Annotated in this window: 27 protein-coding genes and 1 other RNA gene; 26 read left to right on the forward strand and 2 right to left on the reverse strand. The window is 38.8% G+C overall.

Translation table 11 applies throughout. From position 1 onward, the window contains the following. From K6G87_RS14820 to K6G87_RS14865, 10 genes are all read left to right on the forward strand, one after another. Nucleotides 1–425 (forward strand): SpaA isopeptide-forming pilin-related protein (locus K6G87_RS14820; RefSeq protein ID WP_296838914.1); only part of this gene is annotated, 425 nt, incomplete at its 5' end. Nucleotides 426–522: 97 nt separating this feature from the next. Next, the gene (locus K6G87_RS14825) at nucleotides 523–1,353 is read left to right on the forward strand and encodes a class C sortase (protein WP_296838917.1); all 831 of its coding nucleotides are present in this window, start codon (nucleotides 523–525) and stop codon (nucleotides 1,351–1,353) included. 13 nt (nucleotides 1,354–1,366) lie between these two features. Continuing rightward, complete coding sequence (locus tag K6G87_RS14830; RefSeq protein ID WP_296838920.1) at nucleotides 1,367–2,473, forward strand: Cna B-type domain-containing protein; 1,107 nt, start codon at nucleotides 1,367–1,369, stop codon at nucleotides 2,471–2,473. A gap of 103 nt (nucleotides 2,474–2,576) precedes the next feature. After that, a complete protein-coding gene (locus K6G87_RS14835) occupies nucleotides 2,577–3,188 on the forward strand; it encodes a sortase (protein ID WP_296838922.1) in 612 nt (203 codons plus the stop codon). A 117-nt stretch (nucleotides 3,189–3,305) separates the two neighbouring features. After that, nucleotides 3,306–3,851, forward strand: a complete 546-nt coding sequence (locus K6G87_RS14840) for a DUF6465 family protein (protein ID WP_296838925.1) — start codon at nucleotides 3,306–3,308, stop codon at nucleotides 3,849–3,851. A gap of 29 nt (nucleotides 3,852–3,880) precedes the next feature. Continuing rightward, nucleotides 3,881–4,234, forward strand: a complete 354-nt coding sequence (locus K6G87_RS14845) for a hypothetical protein (RefSeq protein ID WP_296838928.1) — start codon at nucleotides 3,881–3,883, stop codon at nucleotides 4,232–4,234. Nucleotides 4,235–4,254: 20 nt separating this feature from the next. Further along, nucleotides 4,255–5,262 (forward strand): deoxyguanosinetriphosphate triphosphohydrolase, encoded by a 1,008-nt coding sequence (locus tag K6G87_RS14850; protein ID WP_296838930.1) that lies wholly within the window; start codon nucleotides 4,255–4,257, stop codon nucleotides 5,260–5,262. A 109-nt stretch (nucleotides 5,263–5,371) separates the two neighbouring features. Then, nucleotides 5,372–7,156, forward strand: coding sequence for a DNA primase (gene dnaG / locus K6G87_RS14855; RefSeq protein ID WP_296838933.1), 1,785 nt, complete (start codon nucleotides 5,372–5,374; stop codon nucleotides 7,154–7,156). Between the two features lie 113 nt (nucleotides 7,157–7,269). Then, complete coding sequence (gene rpoD / locus K6G87_RS14860; RefSeq protein WP_296838983.1) at nucleotides 7,270–8,901, forward strand: RNA polymerase sigma factor RpoD; 1,632 nt, start codon at nucleotides 7,270–7,272, stop codon at nucleotides 8,899–8,901. Then, nucleotides 8,901–9,548: a YczE/YyaS/YitT family protein gene (locus K6G87_RS14865; protein ID WP_296838936.1), complete on the forward strand. Its 648-nt coding sequence runs from the start codon at nucleotides 8,901–8,903 to the stop codon at nucleotides 9,546–9,548. The genes rpoD and K6G87_RS14865 overlap by 1 nt, the downstream gene beginning before the upstream one ends. Before the next feature lie 115 nt (nucleotides 9,549–9,663). On the opposite strand, the gene K6G87_RS14870 is transcribed toward K6G87_RS14865, so the two are convergent. Next, entirely contained in the window at nucleotides 9,664–11,496 is a 1,833-nt protein-coding gene (locus K6G87_RS14870; protein WP_296838939.1) for a GDSL-type esterase/lipase family protein, read from the reverse strand. Between the two features lie 335 nt (nucleotides 11,497–11,831). On the opposite strand from K6G87_RS14870, the gene hypB (K6G87_RS14875) reads away from it, so the two are divergent. The 13 genes from hypB (K6G87_RS14875) (at nucleotide 11,832) to K6G87_RS14935 (ending at nucleotide 21,967) form a co-directional block, all read left to right on the forward strand. Further along, nucleotides 11,832–12,503 carry a hydrogenase nickel incorporation protein HypB gene (gene hypB / locus K6G87_RS14875; RefSeq protein ID WP_296838942.1) on the forward strand — a complete coding sequence of 224 codons (672 nt, stop codon included), beginning with the start codon at nucleotides 11,832–11,834 and terminating at the stop codon, nucleotides 12,501–12,503. Between the two features lies 1 nt (nucleotide 12,504). Beyond that, nucleotides 12,505–13,164: a hydrogenase nickel incorporation protein HypB gene (gene hypB / locus K6G87_RS14880; RefSeq protein ID WP_296838944.1), complete on the forward strand. Its 660-nt coding sequence runs from the start codon at nucleotides 12,505–12,507 to the stop codon at nucleotides 13,162–13,164. A 66-nt stretch (nucleotides 13,165–13,230) separates the two neighbouring features. Then, nucleotides 13,231–13,587 (forward strand): hydrogenase maturation nickel metallochaperone HypA, encoded by a 357-nt coding sequence (locus K6G87_RS14885; RefSeq protein WP_296838947.1) that lies wholly within the window; start codon nucleotides 13,231–13,233, stop codon nucleotides 13,585–13,587. Nucleotides 13,588–13,608: 21 nt separating this feature from the next. After that, nucleotides 13,609–14,061, forward strand: a complete 453-nt coding sequence (gene dtd, locus K6G87_RS14890; RefSeq protein WP_296838950.1) for a D-aminoacyl-tRNA deacylase — start codon at nucleotides 13,609–13,611, stop codon at nucleotides 14,059–14,061. 25 nt (nucleotides 14,062–14,086) lie between these two features. After that, the gene (locus K6G87_RS14895) at nucleotides 14,087–14,353 is read left to right on the forward strand and encodes an acylphosphatase (protein WP_296838953.1); all 267 of its coding nucleotides are present in this window, start codon (nucleotides 14,087–14,089) and stop codon (nucleotides 14,351–14,353) included. A gap of 3 nt (nucleotides 14,354–14,356) precedes the next feature. Continuing rightward, nucleotides 14,357–15,226, forward strand: coding sequence for a class I SAM-dependent methyltransferase (locus K6G87_RS14900; RefSeq protein ID WP_296838956.1), 870 nt, complete (start codon nucleotides 14,357–14,359; stop codon nucleotides 15,224–15,226). A 14-nt stretch (nucleotides 15,227–15,240) separates the two neighbouring features. Further along, nucleotides 15,241–16,023, forward strand: a complete 783-nt coding sequence (locus K6G87_RS14905) for a Nif3-like dinuclear metal center hexameric protein (protein ID WP_296838958.1) — start codon at nucleotides 15,241–15,243, stop codon at nucleotides 16,021–16,023. Nucleotides 16,024–16,118: 95 nt separating this feature from the next. Continuing rightward, nucleotides 16,119–17,777, forward strand: a complete 1,659-nt coding sequence (locus K6G87_RS14910; protein WP_296838961.1) for a nucleoside kinase — start codon at nucleotides 16,119–16,121, stop codon at nucleotides 17,775–17,777. 127 nt (nucleotides 17,778–17,904) lie between these two features. Next, nucleotides 17,905–18,253, forward strand: an RNA gene (gene rnpB / locus K6G87_RS14915) — RNase P RNA component class A. Nucleotides 18,254–18,332: 79 nt separating this feature from the next. Further along, complete coding sequence (locus K6G87_RS14920) at nucleotides 18,333–19,217, forward strand: S1 family peptidase (RefSeq protein ID WP_296838965.1); 885 nt, start codon at nucleotides 18,333–18,335, stop codon at nucleotides 19,215–19,217. Between the two features lie 159 nt (nucleotides 19,218–19,376). Continuing rightward, a complete protein-coding gene (gene hisS / locus K6G87_RS14925) occupies nucleotides 19,377–20,642 on the forward strand; it encodes a histidine--tRNA ligase (protein WP_074758923.1) in 1,266 nt (421 codons plus the stop codon). A 391-nt stretch (nucleotides 20,643–21,033) separates the two neighbouring features. Further along, nucleotides 21,034–21,531 (forward strand): hypothetical protein, encoded by a 498-nt coding sequence (locus tag K6G87_RS14930; RefSeq protein WP_296838968.1) that lies wholly within the window; start codon nucleotides 21,034–21,036, stop codon nucleotides 21,529–21,531. Nucleotides 21,532–21,676: 145 nt separating this feature from the next. Beyond that, nucleotides 21,677–21,967, forward strand: a complete 291-nt coding sequence (locus K6G87_RS14935) for a hypothetical protein (protein ID WP_296838970.1) — start codon at nucleotides 21,677–21,679, stop codon at nucleotides 21,965–21,967. Nucleotides 21,968–22,057: 90 nt separating this feature from the next. Here K6G87_RS14935 and K6G87_RS14940 read toward each other — a convergent pair whose 3' ends face one another. After that, complete coding sequence (locus K6G87_RS14940) at nucleotides 22,058–22,309, reverse strand: hypothetical protein (RefSeq protein ID WP_296838973.1); 252 nt, start codon at nucleotides 22,307–22,309, stop codon at nucleotides 22,058–22,060. Between the two features lie 297 nt (nucleotides 22,310–22,606). On the opposite strand from K6G87_RS14940, the gene K6G87_RS14945 reads away from it, so the two are divergent. The 3 genes from K6G87_RS14945 to K6G87_RS14955 form a co-directional block, all read left to right on the forward strand. Beyond that, nucleotides 22,607–22,891, forward strand: a complete 285-nt coding sequence (locus K6G87_RS14945; RefSeq protein ID WP_296838977.1) for a hypothetical protein — start codon at nucleotides 22,607–22,609, stop codon at nucleotides 22,889–22,891. Nucleotides 22,892–23,174: 283 nt separating this feature from the next. Continuing rightward, a complete protein-coding gene (locus K6G87_RS14950; RefSeq protein WP_296838979.1) occupies nucleotides 23,175–23,636 on the forward strand; it encodes an ATP-binding protein in 462 nt (153 codons plus the stop codon). A 286-nt stretch (nucleotides 23,637–23,922) separates the two neighbouring features. Beyond that, nucleotides 23,923–24,569 (forward strand): TetR/AcrR family transcriptional regulator (locus K6G87_RS14955; protein ID WP_296838981.1); only part of this gene is annotated, 647 nt, incomplete at its 3' end.

Below are 24,569 nucleotides of genomic sequence, written 5' to 3' on the forward strand. Positions count from 1 at the left end.
ATTCAGAGGGTGTTTACACTTTAGCTGCTGATCAAACAGCCGATAATGTAACTGATGATATTGTTACATCTTCAGAAGGTACAATCCAGATCAAGGGTCTTGATTCAGGTGTTTACTACCTTAATGAGACACAGGCTAAAGCCGGTTACAACATGCTTACAGATATGATCAAGATTTCAATTGCTGGAACAGTAGATACAACTAGCAATTCAGCAGTAGGAACAATTACAGCAGCTTATGGTGAGGATGGCACAGCAGTTGTTGGAAGCGTTTCTGTTAATGATAACGTTCTTTACGTAGTTAATACAACAGGTGCATATCTTCCTTCAACAGGTGGTATGGGTACAACAATGTTCTACCTTGTAGGTGGAGTACTCATCCTTTCAGCAGTAGCTGCATTCATCGTTAAGAGAAAAGCTGCATAATAGTAAGTAGTATTTGATTTTGATTCAGAACGGGATATAACCGTTGTCTTCATTGCCTGTCACAGGGCAATGAAGAAATTGGCAAAAGAGGTAGCGAATGATCAAAAAAATAAAAGAACATTTTTCCACAGTTTTTTTCGCTGCAGTTCTTATTGTCGGCTTGTGTATATTTTTGTACCCATCAGTCAGTAATTACATCAATGGTCTGCAGCAGTCTAAAGCTATAGCAGATTATAATGTTGCTTTGGAAAGTCTTACTGAAGAAGACTACTCTGCTTTTTGGGATGCTGCAATAGCATATAATGAAGAGCTTGCATCAGGAGTTATGGATTTTAATCTTACTGATGAAGAGATGGAAGAGTACAATAGCATCCTTGATCCTACAGGAACAGGTATTATAGGTTATCTGGAGATAGAAAATATAGGCGTATATCTTCCTATATATCATGGAGTTGAAGAGTCAGTTCTTACGGTAGGAATTGGTCACCTTCCTGGAACATCTTTTCCTACAGGTACACTTTCAACACATACTGTTCTTTCAGGACATAGAGGACTGCCATCTTCAGAACTTCTTACAAATCTTGATCAGATGATAGAGGGAGATACTTTTCTTCTTCATATAATGGATCAGGTATTTGCTTATGAAGTTGATTCTATTAATATAGTGCTTCCTAATGAGACGGAGAGTCTTTGCATATATGATGGAGAAGACTATGTGACACTTGTTACATGTACACCTTATGGTGTAAATACACATCGTCTTTTAGTAAGAGGAAAAAGAGTAGATTATGACGAAGAGTCAAGGCTTATTATAACGGCTGATGCTACGACATATAGTACATTTACAGTGTCTATGTTTATCGCAGTACCGATTCTTGTGATCATATTTATTATATTTATGATTAGAACATCAAAGCGATTTAGGTGATTTGAGGGTTAATATGGAAAAGAAGTACAAAGTTATCAAAAGAATGATCAGTCTAATAATGACAATGTTCATTATTACTGTTATATTCGCAGCTAGAACCAGTGTTCTGGAAGCCAGAAACAGGATTGATACATCCAAAAAGGGGACACTGAGATTATCCTACAGTTGTGATATAACTGAAGATAATATTAATAATCCCACACCTGTAACAGGGGTTACAATACATCTTTATCGCGTTACTTCTGTAAATGAAGGCGGTGAATTTGCATGGCTTTCACCCTATACAGATATTTCAGAGATAAGTTCTGTTGAAGTGAATAGTATTTCAGATGCAGATACCTGGAACAGCCTTGTTACTCCGGTAAAAACATATATATATTCAAATGGAATTTCTGATGATGCTACAGGTTCATCTGATTCTGATGGAATTGCTACAATAAGTAATCTTGATCTTGGAATATATCTGGTAGTAACGGATACACTTGTAGATGATTCAAATAACTGCACTTATACTTTTACTCCATTTTTTACTTCAATACCGACAATAGATCCTGAAACAGATACATGGGTATATGATAACGGCCAGGAATATGTAGTGGATGTAACAGCCAAATGTGAATATTATCTTAACCCTGTTTCTGTAGACTATGATATTTACAAAAACTGGGTAGATTATGATTCTGAACGTCCTTCATCAATTGAAGTAAAGATATATCTGGACGGAAGTTTATATAATACAGTCACTTTGTCATCATCAAATAGCTGGCACTATTCATGGTCGTATGAGGAAGGTCATAGCTGGACTATTTCTGAAACAGTGCCTTCAGGATATTCAGTATCCTATAGCCAAAGCGGCAATGTATTTACTTTGACTAATACAGGAACAGAGAATCCACCGGAATATCAACAGCCACCAACAACACCCACAACACCTGAAAATCCGGTGCAGCAGGTACTTGGTGCGGTAAGACTTGCTATAACAGAAGATGACACACCTGAGGTTTTGGGAGCAACAAGACTTCCTCAGACAGGTCAGATATGGTGGCCGGTATTTGTACTTGCACTTATAGGAATCGGATTTTTTGTTGCAGGATTTTTAAGCGACAGAAAAAAAGCTTAAGATGGGGATCTTTGGCTGATAAGATAATTACAATTTAAAGCGGGAAGGAGCGGGGAGCTTTCTTCTCGCTTGTTTTGCTTTAATTTAGAAATTGGAGAATATTATGAAATTCACAAAAGGAAAAGTGATGATGGCAATTGGACTTGTGTGTATCATAGGTGCAATGGCTTTTGTGGTCAGAAATTACAAAGAAAACAGTGAAGCCGGACAACTTGCGGATTCATATATGTCTTCTATATTGGATCAGATTCCTGATTATGATGAAAAGATATCGGTTCCAACTGAAGGTGAGATGCCTGCCATAGATGTAGATGGACAAAGCTTTATAGGTATTGTATCAATTCCATCACTTGATATAGAACTTCCAATCCAGCGTGACTGGTCATCTCAGAATGCCAAAATATCGCCATGCCGTTATAAGGGCTCAGTTTATGAAAATAATCTTATAGTTGCAGGACATAATTATGACAGGCATTTTGGAAGACTAAAAAATCTTGTAAGCGGTGATACCATAATAATCACTGATGTAAACGGACTTAGCTTTTACTATACAGTTACCTATACAGAGATAATAGATACTTATGACGTAGAGGCTATGGACGAAGGCGACTGGGATCTTACAGTATTTACCTGTACTATAGGCGGAGCAAGCCGTGTTACAGTCAGATGTGATTTTACGGGAAAAGTGGTTCAATCGGATTCAAATATCTTTTGAAAATATATATCAAAAGATATGTAAAATACTAGTCAAAGTGTTTGACATTATGTGTTATACTTAATCTGTTGCAGTATGTTTTATAAAGGCGGAATTTTGTTTAAAAGGAGCGAGATTATGGCAGAGAATAAGACAGGCGACAAGATTAAAAAAATTAAAGACTCCTTGACGGAAGTGGCTCAGGACCTATCTGAACAGGCTAAACCTGTGATTGATGATATCAAGGATGCAACTAAGCCGGTTATTGAAAATGCACGTAAAAGTGCTGAACCTTATGTGGAGAATATCAAATCCAAAGCACAGCCTATTTTGGATGATACCAAAAAGAAGGCCGATCCATATCTTAAGAAGGCTAAAAAGGCAGCAGAACCTGCAGCTAAAAGCCTTAAAGAAGGTACTGAGAAAGCCAGAAAAGCTGCAAAATTTGTTAGTGATGATATAGCTCGTCAGGTTGTTTCTAGAAATGAAAAAGATGAAGTATATATCCAGTACAAGGATACTGAAGTTCGCACAACAGATATTCTTGAAAAGGCAAGAGCAAATTATGTTGCTAATGGACATAAGTTGACCGATATAAAAGAAGTACAGGTATACGTTAAGCCTGAAGATAATAAGGCTTATTATGTTGTCAACCATAAGGATATCGGTAAATTTGAATTATAATTAAAAAGACATCTGAGGATAAACAGATAATGGATGACAATATTCAGGATGTAAGACCTATACAAAAGCACACTTTTTTTAACTTCAATCATTATAATTATGGTGAAGCATTCTTTGGTAGTTATAAGGGAATGAGATACAGGCTGGCAAGAGATCCTCTTGCAAATGTTATTTTTATTCCTGTTGATCAAAGAGGTGAGGCAAAGCTTGTTGCTACTGTATGGCCGGAGCCATATGCATATGGTCAGACAGACCCATCTAAAATGACTACATGTGAGTTTGAATTCACTGAAGATGGATTTGATCAGGCTGTTTCATGGTTCAATGATCAATATGAAAAGCGTATTGATGAGTGGAATTCAGATCATAACATAATTGACTGATTCTACGGAATGGAGTTTATTTGAAAATACGTGAAAATCTTGAAAAGCGGGAAGCTGAGACTTTAAGTCCTTATGCGGTTCTTAGCAGTAATTCCAAAGGACGTGAAAGAGACGAGGAACTTTGTGATATCAGACCATGCTTTCAAAGAGACAGAGATAGGATCCTCTATTCCAAATCGTTCAGAAGATTAAAGGATAAAACACAGGTCTTCCTTACACCTGATGGTGATCACTACAGAACAAGGATGACACATACTCTTGAAGTTGCGCAGAACGCACGAACAATAGCAAGAGCACTAAGATTAAATGAAGATTTATGTGAAGCCATCGCACTTGGACATGATCTTGGACATACTCCGTTTGGACATGCAGGTGAAAGGGCTTTAAATGCTGTGAGCCCATATGGATTCAGACATAATGAGCAGAGTCTCAGACTTGTGACCATGCTCGAAAAAGATGGCAAGGGTCTTAATCTTACATGGGAAGTAAGAGATGGCATTATAAATCACGAAATGGAGCTTACACCTGCTACTTTGGAGGGAAGAATTGTAAGACTTTCGGATAAGATTGCCTATATCCATCACGATATGGATGATGCTATAAGGGGCGGTATATTATGTCCCGAAGATGTTCCGGAGAATATCAGCAAGATAGTAGGTAAGACTAATGGAGAATGGCTTGATACCTTTATCCATGATATTGTTGAGAACAGCACAGACAAGGATGACATAAGAATGTCAGACGAAGTCTATGATGCGATGCTGGAACTTCGTAAGTTTATGTTTGCAAGAGTTTATACAAATCCTGTTGCCAAAGGGGAAGAGGGCAAGGCAGTAGATCTTGTAAAAACTTTGTATGAATATTATCTGCACCACGAAGACAGATTCCCCGGATATTTGAAGAATCTTCTTGAAAAGGGCGAGCCTATTGAGAAAGTTACCTGCGATTATGTCAGCTCAATGACTGATCGTTTTGCGATAGCGCGCTATGAGGAGTTATTTGTTCCAAAATCGTGGTCAGTATATTGAATGGGAGCTTCAAAGATTCTTTATCTTTGAATAGTGAATTAAAGCCGTAGAAGTACCTTAATGAATCTTTCAAACGGTTTTATTCCATGATCAAAACAAGAGGATAATAATGCAGTTTACACCCGAGTTGATTGAAGAAATCCGCTCACGAAATGATATAGTGGATGTGATAGGACAGTATGTCCATCTCGAAAAAAAAGGATCGAACTATATGGGACTTTGTCCCTTTCATAATGAGAAATCACCTTCTTTTTCCGTGTCCAGGACTAAACAGATGTATCACTGCTTTGGATGCGGTGTTGGAGGAGATGTTTTTAGCTTTCTTCAAAGATATAACAGTCTGACTTTCCCGGAAGCAGTCAAAGAGCTTGCAGACAGAGCAGGAGTAGCTCTCTCGGCAGCAGATGATACAGAAGAAGCAAGAAGAGAACGATCTAAAAGGCAGATGCTATATGATATTAATAAAGAAGCTGCCAAGTACTACTTTTTCGAGCTAAGAGGACAAAGCGGAAAGGCCGGTCTTGAATACTTTCAAAAGCGTCAGCTAAGCAGCGAAACGATGCAGAAGTTTGGACTGGGCTATGCTCCTGTTGGATCAGGAATGCTTGTTAATTACCTTAGAAAAAAAGGTTATTCTGACGAAATAATGATCCTTGCAGGCCTTGCATCACATGATGAAAAAAGAGGAACACATGATATATTCTGGAACAGAGTTATGTTCCCGATATTCGATATAAATAACCGTGTTATAGGCTTTGGCGGACGAGTACTTGGAGATGCCAAGCCCAAATATGTTAATACCAATGATACGCCTATTTTCAACAAGAGAAGGAATCTTTACGGTCTTTCTTTTGCCAAGAATACAAAAGCAGGGCGTTTCATTTTGTGCGAAGGATACATGGATGTAATAGCAATGCATCAGGCCGGATTTACAGAAGCAGTTGCATCGCTTGGAACAGCCTTTACACAGGAACAGGCACAGCTTATCAAAAGATATACTCAGGAAGTATTATTATCCTATGATAGCGATGGCCCGGGAGTTAAAGCTGAACTTCGCGCAATACAGATATTGAAGGAAGCTGGTCTGAGAGGTAAAGCTCTTAACCTTGAGCCATATAAAGACCCTGACGAATTCATCAAAAACGAAGGCAGAGATGCCTTTGAAAGAAGGCTTCGTGATGCGGAGAATACATTTTTCTTTGAGATACGCATCATGGAACGGGATTTTGATATGACAGATCCTGCCGGTAAGACTGCTTATTACAGAGCAGTCGCAAGGCGCCTTTGTGAATTTGAAGAAAGCCTCGAAAGAGAGAATTATATTCAGGCTACAGCGGCCAAGCTTTCAATACCGATAAATGATCTTAAGAATCTGGTCGTTTCGGTAGCTTCTGAGGGAATACCGACGAAGCATATAAATCAGGATATTAAGGTTAATCAGAATCACAAAAAGAGGGATCCCATGGAGAATATCCTAAAGCCCCAACGAGTGTTGCTCACATGGATTGCTGAAGAACCTGATATTTATAAAATAGTAAAAAGATATATAAATCCTGACGACTTTACAGATGATCTTTATCGTAGAGTGGCTCAGAAAATGTTTGAAGGTCTTGACGCCGGACGATTTGTGGCTGCATCCATTGTCTCACTATTTCCGGATGATGAAGAGCAGCAGTCCAAAGTGTCTGAGATTTTCAACACCAGTCTGGTTAGAATAGAGACCAGGGAGGAAAAAGAGAAAGCTCTGCACGATATCATTTATGATATTAGCAGGATGTCTTATGAAAAGAAGAAAAGTGAGATACAGTACGGTGATGCAAACGCGCTTAAAACAATAGTAGACAGCAAAAAGAGGCTGGAAGAGCTGGCGCATAGTCGCATCGAACTTGACTGAGGATCACACGTTACGGTTTTTTGGATAGGTGCATATTAACCCCGAGGGAGGAAAAAATGAGTACCAGTAAGAAGACGCAGAGCTATGACAACAAAGAAGCTAAGAGTAAGACCTTGGCGGAAAAAACAAAGACAAGTAAAGCTAAGACAGAAAAAACAAAATCAGCCTCATCTAAAACTGCGGATAAGGCTGTAAAAAAGGAGCCAGAAGTGGCTAAAAATACTAAAACGCAAAAGAAGGAAGTAAAAGGTAAAGTGAGTCAGACCAAGGCAACTAAAGAAGAAAAAGAAGTTAAGGAAACAAAAGCTACTACAAAAACTAAAGTTTCTGCTAAGAAAGCTGCAGAAAAAGTTGAGAATAAAGAAGAGAAGGCTGCTAAAGAAGAGAAGGCTGTAAAAACTGCTAAGACTTCTAAAACTGAAAAAGCAGCTAAAGCAGAAAAACCTGCAAAAGCAGCAAAAACAAAAGCAGACACTTCCGAAAAAGGAAGTCAGTCATCAAGTGAGCTTGATGAAGACGCTCAGGAAAAATTCAAGGTAAAGCTTAAAGAACTTCTTGCACTTGCAAAAAAGAAGAAGAATGTTCTTGAATATGACGAGATAAGCGATCAGCTCTCAGAACTAAATCTTAATGAAGACCAGCTTGATAGTGTACTTGAAGTACTTGAAAAGTCAGGAATCGACGTTCTTCGTATGTCAGAGGATACTGATGATATTCCTGTTGATGATGAAGACATAGATCTTGACGATGAAGAAGAAGTCGATATGGAGAATATCGATCTCTCAGTTCCTGATGGTGTAAGTATAGAAGATCCTGTACGTATGTACCTTAAGGAAATTGGTAAAGTTCCGCTTCTTAATGCTGATCAGGAAATCGTTCTTGCACAGGATATGGAAAACGGTATGCTTGCTGAGCGTATTTTGAAAGCCAAGGATCGTGATTCTATCGAGCTTAAGGATGATGAGAAAGCTATAGTAGAAGGCAAATCTGATGAAGAGCTTCAGGAACTTATTGATCTTGGTAATGATGCTAAGAATAAGCTTGCAGAAGCCAATCTTCGTCTTGTTGTTTCTATTGCCAAAAGATATGTTGGACGTGGAATGCTTTTCCTTGATCTTATCCAGGAAGGAAACCTTGGTCTTATCAAGGCTGTAGAGAAGTTTGATTTCCGTAAAGGATTTAAGTTCTCCACATATGCAACCTGGTGGATCCGTCAGGCCATTACGAGAGCTATTGCCGATCAGGCAAGAACTATTCGTATACCTGTACATATGGTTGAGACAATTAATAAGCTCATTCGTATCAGCAGACAGCTTCTTCAGGAACTTGGCCGTGAGCCACTTCCGGAAGAAATTGCTAAAGAGATGAATATGCCTGTTGAAAGGGTACGTGAAATCCTTAAGATATCTCAGGAGCCAGTATCACTTGAAACACCTATTGGTGAAGAGGAAGATTCGCATCTTGGTGACTTCATTCAGGATGATAATGTACCTGTTCCTGCTGATGCAGCTGCATTTACTCTTCTTAAAGAGCAGCTTGTAGAGGTTCTTGGAACACTTACAGAAAGAGAGCAGAAGGTCCTTCGCTTAAGATTTGGTCTTGATGATGGAAGAGCTAGAACTCTTGAAGAAGTTGGTAAGGAATTTAACGTTACTCGTGAGCGTATTCGTCAGATCGAGGCCAAAGCATTGCGTAAACTTCGTCATCCCAGCAGAAGCCGCAAGTTAAAGGATTACCTTGACTGATGAAAGAATTGTTTAATGCTTATATACACCAGCCGGCATTTAAAAAGAAACTGTTTATAATGCTGTTTGGTGTATTGTGCATGGGTGTATTTCTGTCATTTCTTATTGAAGTTGACATGGGAACAGATCCCTGTACTTTTATGAATGTTGCAATATCCAAGAAATTTGGGATACTTTTTGGAACATGGCAACTTATATTAAATGCTTTTTTATTTATAATAGTTATTATATTTGACGTCAAAAAGATTGGACCCGGAACATTTGCAAATATGATATTAATAGGCTATGTTTCAGATTTTTGCAGACTTGTCTTGTGGCCCAAACTTTTACCAGAGGGTATATTTACTACATTTCCAGCAAGAGGGATCATATTTGCTATTGCGATAATCTGTTTTGTAATAAGTGCATCATTTTATATGAATGCTGACATGGGAGTTGCTCCTTATGATGCGTTTCCTGTTATTGTTCACGACAGACTTTTAAAAAATATTTCCTTCAAGTATGTAAGAATGGGTTACGACTTTTTGGCTATAATATTAGGTTGTGTTTTTGGAGGAAAGCCAAACATTGGTATCATAGTAATGGCCATTTTGTTAGGCCCAATAATAACCTTTGTTGGTAAGAAGATAGAACCATACCTGAAATGATCTAAAGCAAAATTAAAGCCTTCGAATGATATAAATTGTCATTCGAAGGCTATTTTTTGACTATTTTTTAATTGCTTTTTGACTGTTATATTTTGACTGTTTTATTTTAGCTCTTTTATCCAACCGGATGCATCTCAACGCCTGTAGGAAGCTTGGTACCTATAGTATCCATGATCTCCATTACTCTGCAAAGACCTGCATATACATCGGCTCTTGTTATAGCACATCCACCATCAGTAATATCATCTGTATCGAAGCCTTGTGGATCAACATACACAGCTTCAGGAGGAACAATACCGTCAACTACAGCTCTGTGAAGACATTCTGACATACCAAGATCCGGCCTTTTCAAGACTTCTTTTTCCATGCCTCGTTCACAAAGACTGGCAAATTCTGCATAAGTAAGAGGATCATCTGGCCTGAACAAGTCATTTGGAGTAGTTCGTTCATCTATAAGATTTTCCTGAACACAGGTTTCTACAAATGATGAATCCCACTCATATCTGCCTATATCAATATACCTGCCGTGATAAGGGCGCCTACCTTCAATCCTTAATGCCTTAAAAAGGACCATGAGAACCTGGGCTCTTGGCATAGTCTGATCAGGGTGAAGGTACATAATGCATGGATCAAGAATACCGCCTTTAAAAGCTCTTAATATGCGGCTATACTGAGGGATACCTTCAATATCCACATAAGGTATATTTATATCAAAAAGGCTTGCTTCTTCAGGCTCTTTAGGAAGCTCTTTGATATCCATATCTGGTGTAAAAGGAGCTGAATTATCTGGAGAGATCCAATTACATAAAGGCTCTATTTTCTTTTTTCTTATCTCATTTGCAACTATATCAGCTATAAGATATGCGCCGTAGTCGTTAGTGTGGGTTGTATCCATAAAAAAGTCTTCGGCTTTATCGCCAAGTTCAACCCATTTATCAAAAGTAAGAGTATGAAGATCGATAAAAGGAACATTAAGTTCTTCTGCAGCCTGCATTGCTGCAAGAGCATAAGTTTTTAAAAGAGAGCACTTCTTTCCTGTTTCTTCATCTGTAAAAGGAATGCGGCTTATAGGAGAGCAAATGATAGGATATGCACCAAAATCTTTTATTTTTTTGATATACCATCTCAAATTTTTAATATAGCCATCAAATGCAGCAAGATTGCGACGCTTTTGATCATTATGTCCGAACTGTAGCATGAATATATCGCCTGCATGAATGGCTTTTGCAAGTATATCCCAATGGCCGTCATCCCTGAAACAGTTTGTTGTAAGTCCTGAATGGGCATAATTGCATATTGATATATTATCAAAATACTGAGCAATGTTCTGAGCCCAGCCGCCACCGCTTCCATAAGGATAGTAAGGAGCAAGGGCATTCTGATCAGTAAGAGTAGAATCACCGGCAACATATAAAACAGGCACCTGCTTTTGTGATATAGAAAGTTCTGAAATACCGGAATTCTCTCCGCAAACACTTATATATACTGCTTTCTCCATACAAGGAACAGAAGTAAGAGCCGGAATATAAGGAGTTACATTAACGTAGAAAGTCTTAGAATAGGTTCCATTTGAAGGAACATTTATTCCTGAAGCTATAAGGTTCCTTCTTCCGGCAAATATACGCATATTACGTATATCACCCTTATCTGCGACAATTTTTATGTTGACTTCATAGGTGCCGAAACCAGGAACTGCAGATTTGAATATGATGACGTCTCTTGAGTGATTAAGGTACAGACCTTTATCTGTAGCACTGACAATATCGTCCCAAGGAGTCTTATATGATTTTCTAAGATTCCATCCACCTGCATATAATGATCGTTCAGATGCCGTATTACCAATAGGACTTCTTAAATCGACAAAACCATAACCAATGGATTTATCATAAAAAACAGTATTGGAAATCTTATTATCTCCATTGCCAAAACTATAGGATGATACTAACACAGGAAATTCCTCCTTAGTCGTAAGTAGGGCATAAAAATATAAGACCAGCCCCAAAGCTTATATAATCATTTTTCGGATATAAGGTAATATTAATGAATACGAAAAGTATTTATTATTATTATAAAATAATAGCAACAATAATCCAATTTTCCTGATGTTAAAATGATGCAAAAATGACCATATCACTATCTTGTATCCATGGTATGATAAAAAGGAATTACTGCACAAGATAAGCTATGTATTTTTGAAAAAAATGCTAATTGAACGCAGGAAACTATGTTGGTAAAATAAGTTTACTGCTCTTATTATTATGAAAATAAGAAAGGAATAAAAAAATGAGTGACAGATCATTTGAAATCTTGGAAACAAAAGAACGAGTTATTGCAGACAATGACGCAGAAGCTGCTAAAGTAAGAGAGCTTCTTAAAAAGCATAATATATTTTTAGTAAACCTTATGGCTTCACCTGGAGCCGGAAAGACTACGACACTGGTACGTACGATCAAAGCTTTAAAAGATAAGTATCGCATAGGAGTAATGGAAGCTGATGTTGACAGCGATGTAGATGCAAGAGCAGTACTTGATGCCGGCGCAAAGGTTATTCAGCTCCATACAGGCGGAAGCTGCCACATGGATGCTGATATGACAAGAAGAGGACTTGAAGGCCTTGGACTTGAGGATGTAGATGTAGTATTTCTTGAAAATGTCGGCAATCTTGTATGCCCTGCAGAATTTGATGTAGGTGCCAACAAGCGCGTTATGATACTGAGTGTTCCCGAAGGTGATGATAAGCCTCTTAAATATCCTCTTATGTTTACAGTAAGTGACTGTATGCTGATTGGTAAAATAGATGTTGCACCGGTATTTGACTTTGATTTTGAAGCATGTAAAAAGCGTGTACTTGAACTTAATCCTGATATGAAGATAATCAAAGTTTCATCACTTAAAGGTGACGGTTTTGAAGAGTGGATCGACTGGCTTACTAAAGAGATTGAGAGGAGCAGATAATATGAAAACTATAGAGCTTAATGCTTCAGTAACAGCATCTAATGATGCAGATGCAGATTCTATCAGAATTGAGATGAAGAAAAAGGGAACCCTTCTTGTGAATCTTATGTCATCTCCCGGATCAGGCAAGACAACTCTTTTGTCAAGAATAATCAAGGATCTTAAGGATGAAAAGAAAATAGGTGTCATGGAAGCTGATATTGCTTCGGATGTTGATGCACAAAGAGTAGAAGACGCCGGTGCCAAAAGCATTCAGGCGCATACAGATGGAATGTGTCATATGGATGCCGGTATGACAAGAAGAGCTATGGAAGCTATGGGAACAGACAACCTTGATCTTGTATTTCTTGAAAATGTTGGCAATCTTATCTGCCCGGCAGAATTTGATACAGGTGCAGGAAAGAACATAATGATATTAAGCATTCCGGAAGGCGATGATAAACCTCTTAAATACCCGCTTATGTTTGAAAAAAGTGATGCACTTGTTATAACCAAAATGGATACCAAAGACTATTTTGACTTTGATCTTGATAAATGCATAGAGAGAGTCAAACGTCTTAATAAAGATATAGAAATCTTCCCTGTTTCTGCCAAGAGCGGTGAAGGAATGGATGACCTTGAAGACTGGCTTTTAAGCCAGGTAGCACTCTGGAAAGAGTAAGAACACTTTGTTCAACACCGGGATTTTAGATCTTTTTTTATAAATAATTATAAAGAGGACAATAAGATGCATGAAATGGGAATTGTTACTCACCTTGCAAAAACGCTGGATGAAACAGCTAAAGAAAACGGATTGACAAGAATTGGCTCTGTGACTTTACAGGTAGGTGAAGTATCAGGAATAATGACAGATTACTTTATTGACTGCTGGGATTATTTTAAAGTACGTCACCCCGTTTTAAAAGATTCAGAACTTAAACTTGAGCAGATACCTGCAGTTACATGGTGCGATGGTTGCAAAAGAGAATATGAGACTGTAAAATACGGACGAGAATGTCCATATTGTCACAGCCCTGAAACCTGGCTTTTAAGAGGAAATGAATGTATTATAAAAGAAATCGAAGCCGAGGGCGGGGATGAATAATCATATTTTGAGGAGTAAAAGATGCGTTTTGTAATACAGGTAGTAACAGATTCTCAGGTAACTGTAGATGGAGAAGTAAAAGGCAGGATCGGCAAAGGTTTTATGGTTCTTATAGGAATAGGACATGAAGATACTAAAGAAATTGCTGATGTGATGGTCAAAAAGATGCTGGGACTTCGCATATTTGCAGATGAAAACGGTAAGACTAACCTTTCACTTGATAAAGTAGGAGGAGAGCTCTTGCTTATATCACAGTTCACACTCTATGCAGACTGCAGGCATGGTAACAGGCCTGGCTTTACAGATGCTGCAGGTCCTGAACTTGCTAATGAATTATACGAATATATAATTGATAAATGCAAAGAAAAAGTACCAGTTGTAGAGAAAGGTGTATTTGGAGCTGATATGAAGGTCAGTCTTACTAACGATGGACCATTTACAGTAGTACTTGATTCCAAAGATCTGATAAAGTAATACCGGGACAAGGGTATAAAATATTATGATACGACAGCACATAACATTCTATGGTGACGTTCAAGGTGTAGGCTTTCGCTATAACGCATATCATATTGCAAACAGCCTTGGTCTTACAGGATATGTTCACAATGAATGGGACGGATCAGTTACATCTGAAGTTCAGGGCGATGAGGACGAGATAGATCTTTTTCTGGACAAGATAGGGCGCGGGAGATATATAAGTATTGACCGCATAGAAAAGACCAATATGTCACTTGATGAAGATGAACGCACATTCAGGATTGAATAGAATATGAACACAAAAGAATCAGATAAAAATAATATTCCGGCACTTTCAAAAAGGCTTAAAACAGTAGCCGATATGGTGCCTTGTAAAAGCAGAATAGCTGATGTAGGGACAGATCACGGATTTGTCCCTATTTATCTTGCCAAAAGCCTTCGTATAGAACATGCTATAGCTATGGATATACGAAAAGGACCGCTTGAAAGAGCAAAGCAGCATGTAATAGAATATGGGCTTACTGACCTGATAGAAACAAGACTATCAGATGGACTTGAAAAGCTTTGCGAAGATGAAGCAGATACCATGATATGCGCAGGTATGGGCGGACCTTTGATGCAGAAGATATTAAGTAATAAGGACGTAAGAGCTCTTAAACTTAAGACGCTTATACTAGAACCCCAGTCTGAAATAATGCAGTTCAGATCCTTTTTAAGAGAAAATGGCTTTGAAATAACACAAGAAGAGTTCCTCTTAGAAGATGGGAAATATTATCCTGTAATTAAAGCTATTGTAAACTATGATCGTTATAATGAAGATTCTCCAAAGCAGTGCCCAAATAAGGATGGCACAGGTGATGCAGCTAAATCTACATCATATCTTCCAAAGTCATATGAAAAAGCAATAGAAAAATTAAAAGACATATCTGAAGACCAGAAAGCAAAACTTACAGATGAAACATTATTAAGACTTTGTGACCGCTTTGGCCCATGCATTATTATGTCACCAAATGCAGATTTTCAGACCTTTCTTGTGCATGGCAAGGCAGTCTGTGATACAATTTTAAATAAGATATCAGATGTTAAAAATTCGCATACAAAACGATTTGAACAGGTGTCTATGGAACTATCCGATATTAAGACCGCACTTTGGCTTTTTTGACAGGGGGGAGAAAAATGCAGTGTCGCGACATAATTGAACATTTGGAACAGTTGTCGCCGGTATCGTTTGCACAGGAATGGGATAATGTGGGACTTCTTGCCGGACGAAAAGAAAAAGAAGTACAAAGGATTTTCATAGCACTAGATGCAACGGATGATATTGTCGATGAAGCAGTGAGAGTGGATGCGGATATGCTCCTTACTCATCATCCGCTTATCTTTAAAGGCATAAAGAATGTCAGTGACAGTGATTTCATAGGCAGAAGGATACTTAGACTCCTTAGATATGACATCAGCTATTATGCAATGCATACTAATTTTGATGTAATGGGAATGGCTGATGCGGCAGCGGATGAAATGAAACTTGAACACAGAGAAGTCCTTGACGTTACCTACGAAGATGACCTTTCAAGAGAAGGAATAGGAAGAATCGGTGATCTGCCACAAAAAATTTCCCTTATAGAATGTGCACGATATGTCAAAGAATGCTTCCATATCGGAAATGTACGTATGTACGGCGATCCTTCAAGGAAGATCAAAAGAGTTGCGATATGCCCTGGTTCAGGCAAGGATGTTATTCAAAATGCCATAAACAGAAAAGTTGACGTGCTTATTACAGGTGATATCGGACACCACGACGGAATCGATGCTGTAGCATGCGGACTTCCGATAATTGATGCAAGTCATTACGGACTTGAGAAAATATTTATCCCGTATATGAGAGACTTTTTGCACAGGGAGCTTCCGGAAGTGGAAGTTATGTGTGCTGAATATAAACCGCCATATCAGGATGTTTAATACTAAATTTTTATTCTGGCTACATTCCCCATTAAAGGACTGGGGATTTTAGCATAAGTAGAGCGATCTACTAATCCATCAAGGAGGTACCTGTTATGCCTACAATAGTTGTTCAGGGTGAAAGAAAAGAGTATGCAAAAGGAATAACTTTCGAAGAAATAGCAAAAGAGTATCAGATCCGCTTTACCAATCGAATAGGACTGGTTATATTTAACGGCAAGATTCGTGAGCTTTTTAAAAAAGTTGAAACAGATGGTGTACTTTCATTTATAACAATGGATGACAGCATTGGCCATAAGACATATGGAAGAACAGCTATAATGATGCTTATAAAGGCTGTTCATGATGTAGATCCAAAACTTCGTACGAAAGTTGAATTCACTATTGGATATGGATATTACTGCACCATAAGGGTAGATGGCAAAGAGAAGAAAAATATCAGTGATGACTTTGTAAAGAAAGTTCAGGAACGCATGGAAGAAATGCGTAAACAGGAACTACCTATAACCAAGAAAACATATCCAATTGATGATGCCATAGAAATATTTAATAAGCAGGGAATGGCAGATAAGGTCAATCTGTTTAAATATCGCAGAGCAAGTGAGATCAATGTTTATCGAATGGATGGATTCTGTGATTATTTTTACGGCTATATGCTTCCCAATACATCATATGTGGAATTTTTTAAAGTACAGAAGTATCATACCGGAGTATTGCTGCTTCTTCCACCGCAGTCAAGTCCTAACGAAATAAGAACATTTGCTCCAAGAGAAAAAGTCTTTGAACAGATGATACTCTCAAGTAATTGGGGGCATATGATGGGAATCGATAATGTTGGAGATCTCAATAATGCCATATGTTCAGGAAAACTTAGTGATCTTATTCTTGTTCAGGAAGCTCTTCAGGAACGTAGAATTGGCAAAATTGCTGAGAATATCTTTTCATCATCTAATGTAAAGTTTGTTATGATAGCAGGACCAAGCTCTTCAGGTAAGACCAGCTTTTCGCACAGACTTTCAATACAGCTTCGTACACATGGAATGGTACCTCATCAGATATCACTTGATAATTATTTCAAGAATCGTGAAGAGACACCTCGGGATGAAGATGGTAACTATGATTTTGAATGTCTTGAAGCTATGGATATAGAGCAGTTCAATCAGGACATGACTAAACTCCTTAATGGTGAAGAAGTAGACCTTCCGGTATTTAATTTTATAAGTGGTAAACGTGAATATCCAGGTAAGCCGATAAAACTTGGTGAAGAAGACATCCTTGTTATTGAAGGAATACACGGACTTAATGAAAAAATGAGCTATGCACTTCCAAAGGAAAGTAAATACAAGATATATGTAAGCTCACTTACAACACTTAATGTCGATGCACACAATCGTATATCCACAACAGATGCAAGACTTATAAGAAGAATGGTTCGTGATGCAAGAACAAGAGGAGCTTCTGGCAAGCGTACAATATCAATGTGGCCTTCTGTAAGAAGAGGAGAAGAAAGAAACATCTTCCCATTCCAGGAAAGTGCAGATGAAATGTTTAACTCGGCACAGATATATGAGCTGGCTGTTCTTAAAAACCAGGCAGAACCGCTTCTTTTCTCTATAACAAAAGATGATCCTGAATATTATGAAGCAAAGAGACTCCTTAAATTCCTTGATTATTTTATAGGAATAGACTCCACAGAACTTCCACATAATTCAATAGTAAGAGAATTTGTTGGTGGAAGCTGCTTTAATGTATAACCTGAGTTAAAAGATTTTTTGACATAGGATAATTAAAGGATTGTTCTTTCTTATAGAAACTATACAATCTTACGTAATGATATTATTGTCTTGACAACTTTGTAATGAAAGGCGTAAATTAAATATCTGAGCAGGCCAGATGATCGCGGCTGCAATACCCGAAAGGGTGCAGGTGAGGAAAGTCCGGGCTTCAAAGGGCAGGATACCGGATAACGTCCGGCGGAGGTGACTCCCGGGATAGTGCAACAGAGATATACCGCCAACATTAGTTGGTAAGGGTGGAAAGGCAGTGTAAGAGACTACCGTGCGGGTGGTAACATCCGTAGCCATGTAAACCCTATCCGAAGCAAGACCGAATAGAAAGCTATGGGCCGGCCCGGTCCGCTTTCAGGTGGGTCGCTTGAAGCGTCTGGCAACAGGCGTTCTAGATAGATGATCATCCTAGACATAACCCGGCTTACAGGTCTGCTCTTCTAAAAAAATATGAGCAAAAATATATCACAACAAGCCAAAAAGATATCCCTGTCAGTATTTCTGCTGGGGATATTTGTATTTGTGGCAATAATCACACTACAATTTGATGATTTCAAAGAATTCATAGGCTTTTCCAAAAATAAAGGAACCCCTATGACTATTCTCGATGAACCGGATCTTGGCGCCTCTTTTGAAAATGCTAAGCAGACAATGGTTCAGATCCATATATATACTGATCTATCAGACAGTGTATATTCTGATGCCTCGTATACTAGTGATACAGATTTTAATGACTCGTATACTAGTAATGCAGATTATTATACTTTGGATTCTAATTCTCAGGTAGTTGATCCTTCCATAACAGATCCTTCGATATACGGAAGTTTTGGAAGCGGATGCATATGGGAATATGATGAAAATACTATTTTAGTAGCTACCAATTATCATGTTATATCCCAGGTAGTTACTAAAAAAGCTCTTGGATATGTAGTTTTTTATAACGGCGTGATATCAGAATTTACAGTGGAAGCTTTTGATGATGATGCAGACTGTGCCTTTTTGTCTGTTGATTCATCCTGTATGGATGAAGATGAGTTAAAACAGCTTCGATGTGTAGTCCCCTATGATAGTCAGACAACTGTATTATCTGCAGAAGAACCCATGTTTGTAATCCATTCCAAAGAGATAATGCGTCAAGACCTTGTGTCAGGCAATACGACTGGTATGATTGCTGATACATCTTATGCAGGATACATTATGGAACCATCAGTTTATGTTTCTGCGCTCCTTCAGGATATGCTCTACTGCAGATGTAGCGCAGACGCAGGCATGAGCGGAGGTCCAACCTTTGATGCATATGGTCACTATATTGGTATGCTCACAGGAGCAACAGATCAAGGCGAGACAGTAAGTGTACTGCTTTCAGATGTAGAAGAGATTTACTCCCGGATCCAGACAGGACAATAAACGTACTGGATTAAGAGATATAACAGATTTACTTGCAGATCAAGTCGAGACGCAAAATGCTTGCCTGCTTTACTAGACTAAAGGAATATGTTATAATTTGCGACTGATAGAAAATTAAAGTCTATAATAATCAACAGATAGAAAGAAGAGGAAATATTCATGGCTCTTATTAAAAAGCCCGTAACAGGAATGAAGGACGTGCTTCCTGCAGAGATGCAGCTGCGCGACTATGTAATTGGTGTGATCAAGGAGACATATGCCAGATATGGTTTTACAAGTATAGATACACCTTGCGTTGAGTCACTTGCAAATCTTAATTCCAAACAGGGCGGAGATAACGAAAAGCTTATATTCAAGATCATGAAAAGAGGCGAGAAGCTTCGCCTTGCTGAAGCTAAAGAGGAGAATGATCTCACAGATTCAGGACTTAGATATGACCTTACTGTACCGCTTGTACGTTTTTATGCTAATCATGCCAATGAACTTCCATCTCCTTTTAAGGCACTGCAGATGGGATATGTATGGAGAGCTGACCGTCCTCAGAAGGGAAGATATCGTCAGTTCATGCAGTGTGATATAGATATCCTTGGTGAGCCTTCTAACCTCGCAGAGATAGAGCTTATCCTTGCTACAACATCTACTCTTGGCAAGCTTGGCTTTAAAGGATTCCAGATCCGTATCAATGATAGAAGGATTCTTAAGGATATGGCAGCATATGCCGGATTCTCAGAAGAGTCATATGATTCTGTATTTATTACAGTTGATAAGATGGACAAGATTGGCCTTGAAGGCGTAGAAGCTGAACTTATCGAAAACGGATATTCTAAAGAGTCTGTAGATAAGTATCTTGGCCTTTTCAAGGGGCTTGAAGTCAACAAGGGTATCGAAGGACTTAAATTCCTTGCTGAAACACTCGGAGATTTTCTTGAAGCAGATGCAAAGCTTAATCTTGAAGAGATAATCTCAAGCGTAGATGCCAATAAGGCAGCAGAGTTTGAAATAGTATTTGATCCTACTCTTGTAAGAGGAATGAGCTATTATACAGGAACTATTTTTGAGATCGCAATGCCTCAGTATGGAGGAAGCTGCGGTGGCGGTGGTCGTTACGACAAGATGGTAGGCAAGTTCCTGGGTCAGGAGACTCCTGCATGTGGATTCTCAATTGGATTTGAGAGAATCATAATGATCATGATGGATGAGGGATTCAAGGTTCCGGGCGCTGCAGATAAGACAGCATACCTTATCGAGAAGGGTATTAGCGGACAGATGCTTTCAGATATTCTTGGACAGGCTCAGGAAGCTCGTAAGAATGGTGAGCAGATACTTGTGGTTCGCATGAACAAGAACAAGAAATTCCAGAAGCAGGCCCTTGAAGAGCAGGGTTACAATAACTTTAAGGAATTCTATAAGAATCCTCTTAACTAAAAAATAAAAGTACAAAGATGTACTTCTATTCCCGACTCTTAAGTCACAGAAGCCTGAGGTATCAGTTACTCTTGTGGATGATGCTGGGAATGAGAAACTTGTGTCAGTTGAAGATGACTGGCTTGCAGATAATGGTTTAGATGTTGATTCCGAATGGCCACTAGAAAATTGATTTTATACTACAAATATAATGACAACTTAAGACTCGGGTGTTACTATACGATATAGAAAGAGATAAGCGGAGCAGATAAAGCACCCGGAAAGGAAAAGAAAGAGACATGACAACAATGAATCGCAATTATTGCCTCTATAGCGAAAGTTATGAATCATCACTCCGGGGCAAATCAGAGTGGATGTTTAATTTCATGCGCTCATTTAAGGATATAAGTGTATGAAAAAAGCAATAGTTACCGCCTTGATTTTAGCTCTAGCGGTAAGCGCATCAGGATGTAGCGAAAAGAAAGATGATAACTTTACGATAATAGGTGGTGCGGATGGACCGACTTCAATTTATCTTGCACCATCATCCGGTAGCGAAGAGTTCAGATATGCGGATCCGATTGATGGTGAAAAATATTATATGGTGATTGACAGGATACTTGGAGAATGCGGATTAGGTGGCCAGGAATGGGGGACGCCAATTGACCTTAGGGGAGAAACAGATGCTGTTGTTTCCCTGGCACTGGAACCAACAGGAAGATATAAGACGCTTGGTATAATCAGTAAAGAAGCAGGTTGTTATGGAATAATCCTGAATGATACCCTGGACGGAACACAGAATAACTTTAATTATGCATATGAGGCCTGGGCTTATACAGCAAAGGCAAAAGATAAACCTGAGTTTAAGTGGGAAGGTGACAGACTTTACTTATCCGGTCCAGTCAGATAAAGGTATTGAGACCAAGACAGTTCCCATTGATTGCGGGTATGATACCGGACATATGGAATTTAACATGGAAAGAAAAGACATGGCTTCGGTGAATCAGGAAGACGTGCTTTCTGGTACATGGTAGACAGCCTCCATAGGATATGAGATGGATGGGGAAATACAGCCGGAATACTATGTGCAGTTTGATGGTCTTCAGATAAACTACGGACATATGAAAGATGCTGACTTTTTTACAGACCATATAGACGAAATTTCTTACTTAGAGGAAACTTCACCTGGTAAATATATTGTGAAGGCTGAAGCATCAGCTGGAATCCAATATACATTAAAGAGTGCTGAAAATGATAATGATGTGCTGGAATACTACGAGACATGGAATGAGAAAGAGTTTGTCGACACCTACAGAGGAGGTTCATCTTTGAGCAGGTGTAATTGACTAAAATATTTCGGTGGAAAGCGGATAGCACAAGATGAATTCTTGATAGAGTCAGTACTATATCACGGAAGTTAAACTCGCTTGAAAAGATTATCCGGGCAGAAATGAATCTTTTATCTGAGAGAGAAACCTGGATGCTATCGGAGAAAAGGTCTGATATTTCTTCCATACGAGATACAGATTTGTCTCAAGCTTTGGAGATAAGGGGCGGAATACGAGGCCGCTGCTTTCTGAAGTATCGATCAGCTTGTTGAAGGTAAGCAGATAGCCAAGGTGCTCTTTTGCAAACATAGATCCGTTATAGGCAAGTCGAAATGAGCCTTCGAGGTGCAGTTCCGACATGCGGTTGCCGGCCCATCTGGGTATATCATTTTCCCAGCTTTGATCAGAACAGAATAAAGGACGAGAGACAAGATCATCAATTCTGATGGTCTTTTTCTTTGCCAGTTTATCGTCAGCAGGGATGATAAAGCGGCACCTACCTCAATCACACAGGTGTACAACAAAAGAATGGCAAGGTGCTCGTAAACCTTGCTATGCCTGTACCGAAGCCTTCTGATGAAGCGGAACCAGGGGATATTCTCCGGTTCTATAGAGAGCAGCAAGGCATGCGTAGTATGATGAGGAGATAGAGATCTGATGAATAAATTGTTTAGATTTAACGTGACTAAAGATACGGTACATGCGGCCATTGCCGGCCTCGCAATGATCGTTCTTAGTCTTTTGATGATTTCTTTTGGAAGTGATTCCGTAATGGATACTGTCATTTCATTCGTCTTTAGAGATGTTTTAATGATTTTTGGACTGGGCGTGGTCTTCGTAACAGTATATGTTGAGAAGAAGGGAAAAGAGGCTGCCGAAGAAATTGGGTTCACAAAGCACAAATGGATCCTTAAGAGTACAACAAAGCTATTGAAATATTGATCCCAGCTTATGGATAGCGCGTGGGAAGAGGAGATTAAATTGATGGCGGGTAGCTGCGTTTCGGCGTAGTTACCCGCTATTTTTGTGCCTGAAAATATGACACTGCTCAAATCTCATGATAAAATCTGAATAAATGAGTGACATTATTTTAGAAAAATGCCGGAAACGTCAAAAAACTAAAATGGCGTATTGACATGGATATCTGGTATATGGTATTTCTATTTTAGAAAATCGACGGAAACGGAAAAAATCTAAAATAAAATAGTTGCATTTGGAGGATACCATGGAAATCAAAAGAAACCGATATCTTGAGCGGTTGATCAGCCGGATGAACAACGGAATGATAAAGGTGGTTACGGGGATCAGAAGATGTGGAAAGACATATCTTTTGTTCCATTTGTTCTATGACTATCTCGTTCAGTCCGGTGTGCCGGAGGATAATATCATCACGGTTCCCTTGGATGATGATGATTATGCTGAATATACGGATCCGGGAAGACTCTATGATTATATAAAGAGCAAGCTGACTGATCCTAAGCAGAAATACTATGTGTTCATAGATGAGGCACAGTACGCAATTACCAGGGAGGAAATGAAGAATCCGGATATACCGATCAGACTGTACGGAGTCCTGAATGGTCTGTTACGGAAGGAAAACGTGGATGTCTATGTGACCGGCAGCAATTCCAAATTCCTGTCCACAGATATCATGACAGAGTTCAGAGGGCGCGGCGGATATCATTAAATTTAGGATAGCATTCTCAGGAAAAAAAGTAAAGATAAGAACTGAATAAAACAATCAGCCCGAGCATATCGAAGGATTTCCGGACTTCCTGAAAAGAAATGGGATTAAGATTGGAGATAATATTATTGATTTGGTGAAAGTTATTGACATCTAACTCAAATTAATGTATATTAATCATGCGACCAAAAATAAAAAGCGGTCGCATGATTTTTGCTTTTAATGCGACTAAAAATCAAAAATGGTCGCAAGACCTGCCGGAAGTTAGACAAAAAGGAGGATAAGCTTTATGCCACCAAGAGTATTTACAGAAGAAGAAAGAGAAAAGCTTCGTATATCAATGTTGGAGCAGGCTATACCGCTTTTGGAAGAATACGGGCTTGTCCATATGTCTGTTGATAAGATTACGAAGAAGGTAGGAATCGGAAAGAGTACATTTTACAATTTTTTCAGTTCTAAAGAAGAATATGTAAGCTATGCACTTGAATATAATCGAAAGAAGGTCTTAGACGAACTTGATAAGAAATTTCCGCCGGGAAAGAAGATGAAACCGGCTGAGGTTTTTCAAATGTGGTTTACGACATTTCTTTCCAGTAACTCTATCTATAAGAAGTTTGTAGCAGAGGATGAGAGAGCTCGGTATGAGGCTGATAAGGCGAGAGGTAAAGAGGTAAGTCTTGCCAGAGAAACATATGTAGCTGAGAGGCTTATGGTTCATATGGAGGGTGTCAGGGCGGATCTCGATGTCGCACTTCTGGCCAATTATATAAAGCTTATAGTTCTGGCGTATGAGAACAGTTATATGTTTCATGAATCAGCGATGGAGAGAATGCAGGATGAATTAAAGATCAGACTGATAGATCTGATGTTTGAAGAGGATGCAAAGGCAGAACTGATTGAGATGCTTAAGGCCGCGGAGTCAAATAAAAGAAAGTG

The sequence above is a fragment of the Butyrivibrio sp. genome, from assembly GCF_024699075.1.

What these genes read in the sequence shown, in the direction of transcription:
- K6G87_RS14825 (WP_296838917.1), top strand. Translation starts at nt 523, where the DNA reads ATGATCAAAAAAATAAAAGAACATTTTTCCACAGTTTTTTTCGCTGCA.
- K6G87_RS14830 (WP_296838920.1), top strand. Translation starts at nt 1,367, where the DNA reads ATGGAAAAGAAGTACAAAGTTATCAAAAGAATGATCAGTCTAATAATG.
- K6G87_RS14835 (WP_296838922.1), top strand. Translation starts at nt 2,577, where the DNA reads ATGAAATTCACAAAAGGAAAAGTGATGATGGCAATTGGACTTGTGTGT.
- K6G87_RS14840 (WP_296838925.1), top strand. Translation starts at nt 3,306, where the DNA reads ATGGCAGAGAATAAGACAGGCGACAAGATTAAAAAAATTAAAGACTCC.
- K6G87_RS14845 (WP_296838928.1), top strand. Translation starts at nt 3,881, where the DNA reads ATGGATGACAATATTCAGGATGTAAGACCTATACAAAAGCACACTTTT.
- dnaG (WP_296838933.1), top strand. Translation starts at nt 5,372, where the DNA reads ATGCAGTTTACACCCGAGTTGATTGAAGAAATCCGCTCACGAAATGAT.
- K6G87_RS14865 (WP_296838936.1), top strand. Translation starts at nt 8,901, where the DNA reads ATGAAAGAATTGTTTAATGCTTATATACACCAGCCGGCATTTAAAAAG.
- hypB (WP_296838942.1), top strand. Translation starts at nt 11,832, where the DNA reads ATGAGTGACAGATCATTTGAAATCTTGGAAACAAAAGAACGAGTTATT.
- hypB (WP_296838944.1), top strand. Translation starts at nt 12,505, where the DNA reads ATGAAAACTATAGAGCTTAATGCTTCAGTAACAGCATCTAATGATGCA.
- K6G87_RS14885 (WP_296838947.1), top strand. Translation starts at nt 13,231, where the DNA reads ATGCATGAAATGGGAATTGTTACTCACCTTGCAAAAACGCTGGATGAA.
- dtd (WP_296838950.1), top strand. Translation starts at nt 13,609, where the DNA reads ATGCGTTTTGTAATACAGGTAGTAACAGATTCTCAGGTAACTGTAGAT.
- K6G87_RS14895 (WP_296838953.1), top strand. Translation starts at nt 14,087, where the DNA reads ATGATACGACAGCACATAACATTCTATGGTGACGTTCAAGGTGTAGGC.
- K6G87_RS14900 (WP_296838956.1), top strand. Translation starts at nt 14,357, where the DNA reads ATGAACACAAAAGAATCAGATAAAAATAATATTCCGGCACTTTCAAAA.
- K6G87_RS14905 (WP_296838958.1), top strand. Translation starts at nt 15,241, where the DNA reads ATGCAGTGTCGCGACATAATTGAACATTTGGAACAGTTGTCGCCGGTA.
- K6G87_RS14910 (WP_296838961.1), top strand. Translation starts at nt 16,119, where the DNA reads ATGCCTACAATAGTTGTTCAGGGTGAAAGAAAAGAGTATGCAAAAGGA.
- hisS (WP_074758923.1), top strand. Translation starts at nt 19,377, where the DNA reads ATGGCTCTTATTAAAAAGCCCGTAACAGGAATGAAGGACGTGCTTCCT.
- K6G87_RS14930 (WP_296838968.1), top strand. Translation starts at nt 21,034, where the DNA reads ATGAAAAAAGCAATAGTTACCGCCTTGATTTTAGCTCTAGCGGTAAGC.
- K6G87_RS14935 (WP_296838970.1), top strand. Translation starts at nt 21,677, where the DNA reads ATGGATGGGGAAATACAGCCGGAATACTATGTGCAGTTTGATGGTCTT.
- K6G87_RS14940 (WP_296838973.1), bottom strand. Translation starts at nt 22,309, where the DNA reads ATGTCGGAACTGCACCTCGAAGGCTCATTTCGACTTGCCTATAACGGA.
- K6G87_RS14945 (WP_296838977.1), top strand. Translation starts at nt 22,607, where the DNA reads ATGAATAAATTGTTTAGATTTAACGTGACTAAAGATACGGTACATGCG.
- K6G87_RS14950 (WP_296838979.1), top strand. Translation starts at nt 23,175, where the DNA reads ATGGAAATCAAAAGAAACCGATATCTTGAGCGGTTGATCAGCCGGATG.